The 3537-nt window shown below is 68.5% G+C and carries 4 protein-coding genes; all 4 read right to left on the bottom strand.

The annotated features are described in order from the left end of the window. Positions 1-324: prepilin-type N-terminal cleavage/methylation domain-containing protein (locus tag Q0U08_RS18895; protein WP_298093286.1), on the bottom strand; the 324-nt coding region annotated here is incomplete at its 3' end. Beyond that, positions 299-766: a type II secretion system major pseudopilin GspG gene (gspG, locus tag Q0U08_RS18900; RefSeq protein ID WP_298093287.1), complete on the bottom strand. Its 468-nt coding sequence runs from the start codon at positions 764-766 to the stop codon at positions 299-301. The genes gspG and Q0U08_RS18895, both read right to left, overlap by 26 nt. 7 nt (positions 767-773) lie before the next feature. After that, positions 774-1997 carry a type II secretion system inner membrane protein GspF gene (gene gspF, locus Q0U08_RS18905; protein ID WP_298093288.1) on the bottom strand — a complete coding sequence of 408 codons (1224 nt, stop codon included), beginning with the start codon at positions 1995-1997 and terminating at the stop codon, positions 774-776. Then, positions 1990-3456 (bottom strand): GspE/PulE family protein, encoded by a 1467-nt coding sequence (locus Q0U08_RS18910; protein ID WP_298093290.1) that lies wholly within the window; start codon positions 3454-3456, stop codon positions 1990-1992. The genes gspF and Q0U08_RS18910 overlap by 8 nt, the downstream gene beginning before the upstream one ends. Positions 3457-3537: the final 81 nt, after the last annotated feature.

Genomic DNA, 3537 nt, shown 5'->3' on the forward strand with positions numbered 1-3537 from the left:
CTCCGCCCAGCGCTCGACACGCAGCGGCTTGTCCGCCACCGGCACCCAGCTTCCCCCGGTACGCCGGTCGAAGCCGTAACCGCCGCGCGTCACCCACAGGCTGACCGGCGCGGCGTTCACCACCGCGCTGTCCTGCGCCGCGCGCACCCGCACCGCAAAGCGCGCCGCCTCGTCCACCAGCCGCCCGCGCGGGTCGGGCATCGCCCACACCACGGCGGCCGACGCCAGCCCGATGATCGTCACCACGACCATCAGTTCGACCAGCGTGAACCCCGCCTCGCGGCGGCGCCTGGCGGTCTTACTGCCAGTTGCCGATATCGGCATTGATCCCCTCGCCGCCTTCCTTGCCGTCGGCGCCGTAGGTCCAGATATCCGCCTCGCCATGCTGGCCGGGCGAGGAATACAGGTAAGGGCGACCCCACGGATCATCGGGCAGCTTCTTCAGATAGCCGCCACGCTGATAGCGCGACGGATCGGCCAACCCGGCGGGCATCGTCACCAGCGCCGGCAAGCCCTGGCTCGTCGTCGGATAGGTCAGGTTCTGCAACTTGTAGAGTTCCAGCCCGCCCTCGATCTGCGCGATATCGGCCTTGGCCTTTTCGATCCGCGCGGTATCGCCCGAGGGCAGCACGTTCAGCGCGACGATCGTCGCCAGCAGGCCAATGATGACGATCACCACCATCAGCTCCACCAGCGTGAAGCCCTCCTCATTACGGCGGCGGCGTGCTTTAGCTCGGCGAAGCGCCGTATTTATCTCGATACGCATGGTCACCTCATTGTCCTGCCAGCGTGTTCAGTTGCAGGATCGGCAGCAGGATGGATAGCACGATGGTGGCGACGATGCCGCCCATCACGACGATGATCGCCGGCTCCAGCAGCGACAGCGCGGTCGCGGTGAAGCGGTCGAACTCGCGTTCCAGATAGTCGGCGGCGCGCTCCAGCATCTCGTCCAGCCGCCCCGCCGCCTCGCCCGCGGCCGCCAGATAGGTCAGCAGCGGCGGGAACACGCTGGCCCGCCGCATCGCGGCGGACAGACTGCCGCCGCCTCGAATCGCCTCAACGATATCGTCGGAGGCGACGCGCAGCCGCCGGTTGTGGATCGTGCCCGCCGTCAGCGTCAGACCCTCCAGCAGCGGCAACCGGCTCGCCACCATGGTTCCCAGCGTCCGCGCCATCCGCGCGGCATGCAGATCGCGCAGCAACCGCCCGAGCAGTGGCACGCGCAGCAGCCAGCTATCGAAGGACAACCGGATCGACGGCACCTTCAGCGCCTGCCACCCGCCAAGCCCCGCCAGCACGACGAACAGCAGCATCAGCCACCACCATCCGACCAGCAGGTCCGACACGCCGATCACCATCCGCGTCAGGAAGGGCAATTCCTGCCCCACCGTATCGAACTGCTCCACCACCTGCGGTACCACGAACATCATCAGCGCGGTGACCACGCCAAGTGCCACCAGCGCCAGGATCGTCGGATAGGCCAGCGCCGTGATCAGCTTGCCGCGAATCTCCGCCTGCCGCTCCAGCAGCGCGGCCAGCCGCTCCAGGATCGTCGGCAGCGTGCCCGAACTCTCACCCGCCGCCACCATCGCGCGGTACAGCGGCGGAAAGCTCTTGGGCTCGCGCGCCATCGCATCGGCCAGCCTGCGCCCCTCAACCACACCGGCATGCACCGCCGACACGATGCCGCGCACCTTGTCGGTCTCGGTCTGGCGCGTGATCGTGCGCAAACTCTCTTCCAGCGGCGACACGCGGTTCAGCGTCGCCAATTGCCGGGTGAACAGCGTCAGTTGCTTGCCCGACATGCGGGGGCGGCCCAGTTGCAGCCCGAACAGCGGTCGCGCACCCGCCACCGGCGCGCTGCCCGGTTTGATCGACACCACATACAGGCGCTGTCGATCCAGCGCCTTGCGCGCGGCATCCACATCGGCGGCGGCGACATGCCCGCGTCGCTCGGCACCCTTGGTGTCGATCGCGACATAGTCGAAATCAGCCATCGGTCGCGTCGCGCCGCGTCACGCGGATCGCCTCTTCCGCGGTGGTCTGCCCGGCCAGCACCAGATCGCGCGCCGAGGAGGCCAGCGTCGGCGCCCTTTGAAACGCATGTGCGGCAATCGCCTGTTCGTCGCCGCCCTCGTTGATCAGGCGGCGGACGGTCTCGTCCACCCGCACCGCCTCATACACGCCGATCCGGCCCTTGTAGCCGGTGCCGTTGCACGCTTCACACCCGCGCGCGACATGCACAATCGCATCATCGGCGATCCCCAGCATCGGCGCCACCGTCTCGTGCGCCGGCACGCCGTGACGACAGACGGGGCAAAGCCGCCGCACCAGCCGCTGCGCAATCACCGCGCGCAGCGTCGAGGCGAGCAGGAACGGCTCCACCTTCATGTCGCGCATCCGGGTGATCGCACCGACGGCATCGTTGGTATGGACGGTGGACAGCACCAGATGCCCGGTCAGCGACGCCTGCACCGCGATCTCCGCGGTTTCGCGGTCGCGGATTTCGCCAACCATCACCACGTCCGGATCTTGCCGCAAAATGGCTCGCAGACCTGCGGCAAAGGTCAGGCCCACCTTGGCGTTCACCTGCGTCTGGCCGACGCCGTCGACCGCATATTCCACCGGGTCCTCGACCGTCAGGATGTTGCGGCTGCCGTCGTTCAGCAGGCGCAGGCTGGCATAGAGCGAGGTCGTCTTGCCCGAACCCGTCGGCCCGGTGACCAGCAGGATGCCGTTCGGCTCGGCCAGCGCCTCACGCAGCAGCGCGTACATCGCCGGGCTCATCCCCAGCGCATCCAGGTCGATGCCCGCATTCTCCTTGTCCAGAATACGCAGCACTACGCGCTCGCCCGCCCGGCTCGGCAGCGTCGACACACGCACGTCGAGCAGCTTGCCGCCCAGCGTCAGGCCCATGCGCCCGTCCTGCGGCACACGCCGCTCGGCAATGTCCAGGCGCGCCATCACCTTGATGCGGCTGACGACCACGGGCGCGACGTGCGGCGGCATGCGCAGCGTTTCGCGCAGCACCCCGTCGATCCGCATCCGCACGACGAGTCCCGTCTCATATGGCTCGATATGGATGTCCGACACGCCGTTGCGCGCCGCATCGGCCAATATGCCGTTGATCAGCCGGATCGCCGGTGCATCGTCCGCGGTGTCCAGCAGATCCTCTGCAGTCGGCAGGCCCTCGGCCAGCACGTCCAGCTCGTCGCCCATCCCGGCCGCCGCCATCGCGGTCGCCTGCCCATCCATCGCATAGGCATCGGACAGCAACCGGTCGAACGCCGCCGGCTCGACCACCGACACCGCGAACGGCCGCCCCAGATGCCGCCGCAACTCGATCAGCGCCTTGGGATCGCTCCCCTCGCGCAGCGCCACCGCCAGCGGCTCCTGCGCGGCCAGGCATGCCCCGAACTTGCGCGCAAAGGCATAAGGGATGGACAGCGGCGCCACCAGTTCCAGCACCGCACCGTCACTGCCCTCGCGCGCGAAGGCACCATCACTCCCCTCCCGCTCGCGGGAGGGGAGTGATGG

The sequence above is a fragment of the uncultured Sphingomonas sp. genome, from assembly GCF_946477935.1.
Taxonomy (GTDB): Bacteria; Pseudomonadota; Alphaproteobacteria; order Sphingomonadales; family Sphingomonadaceae; genus Sphingomonas.

Coding starts and splice junctions, on each gene's coding strand:
- gspG (WP_298093287.1), bottom strand. CDS start 766: ATGCGTATCGAGATAAATACGGCGCTTCGCCGAGCTAAAGCACGCCGC.
- gspF (WP_298093288.1), bottom strand. CDS start 1,997: ATGGCTGATTTCGACTATGTCGCGATCGACACCAAGGGTGCCGAGCGA.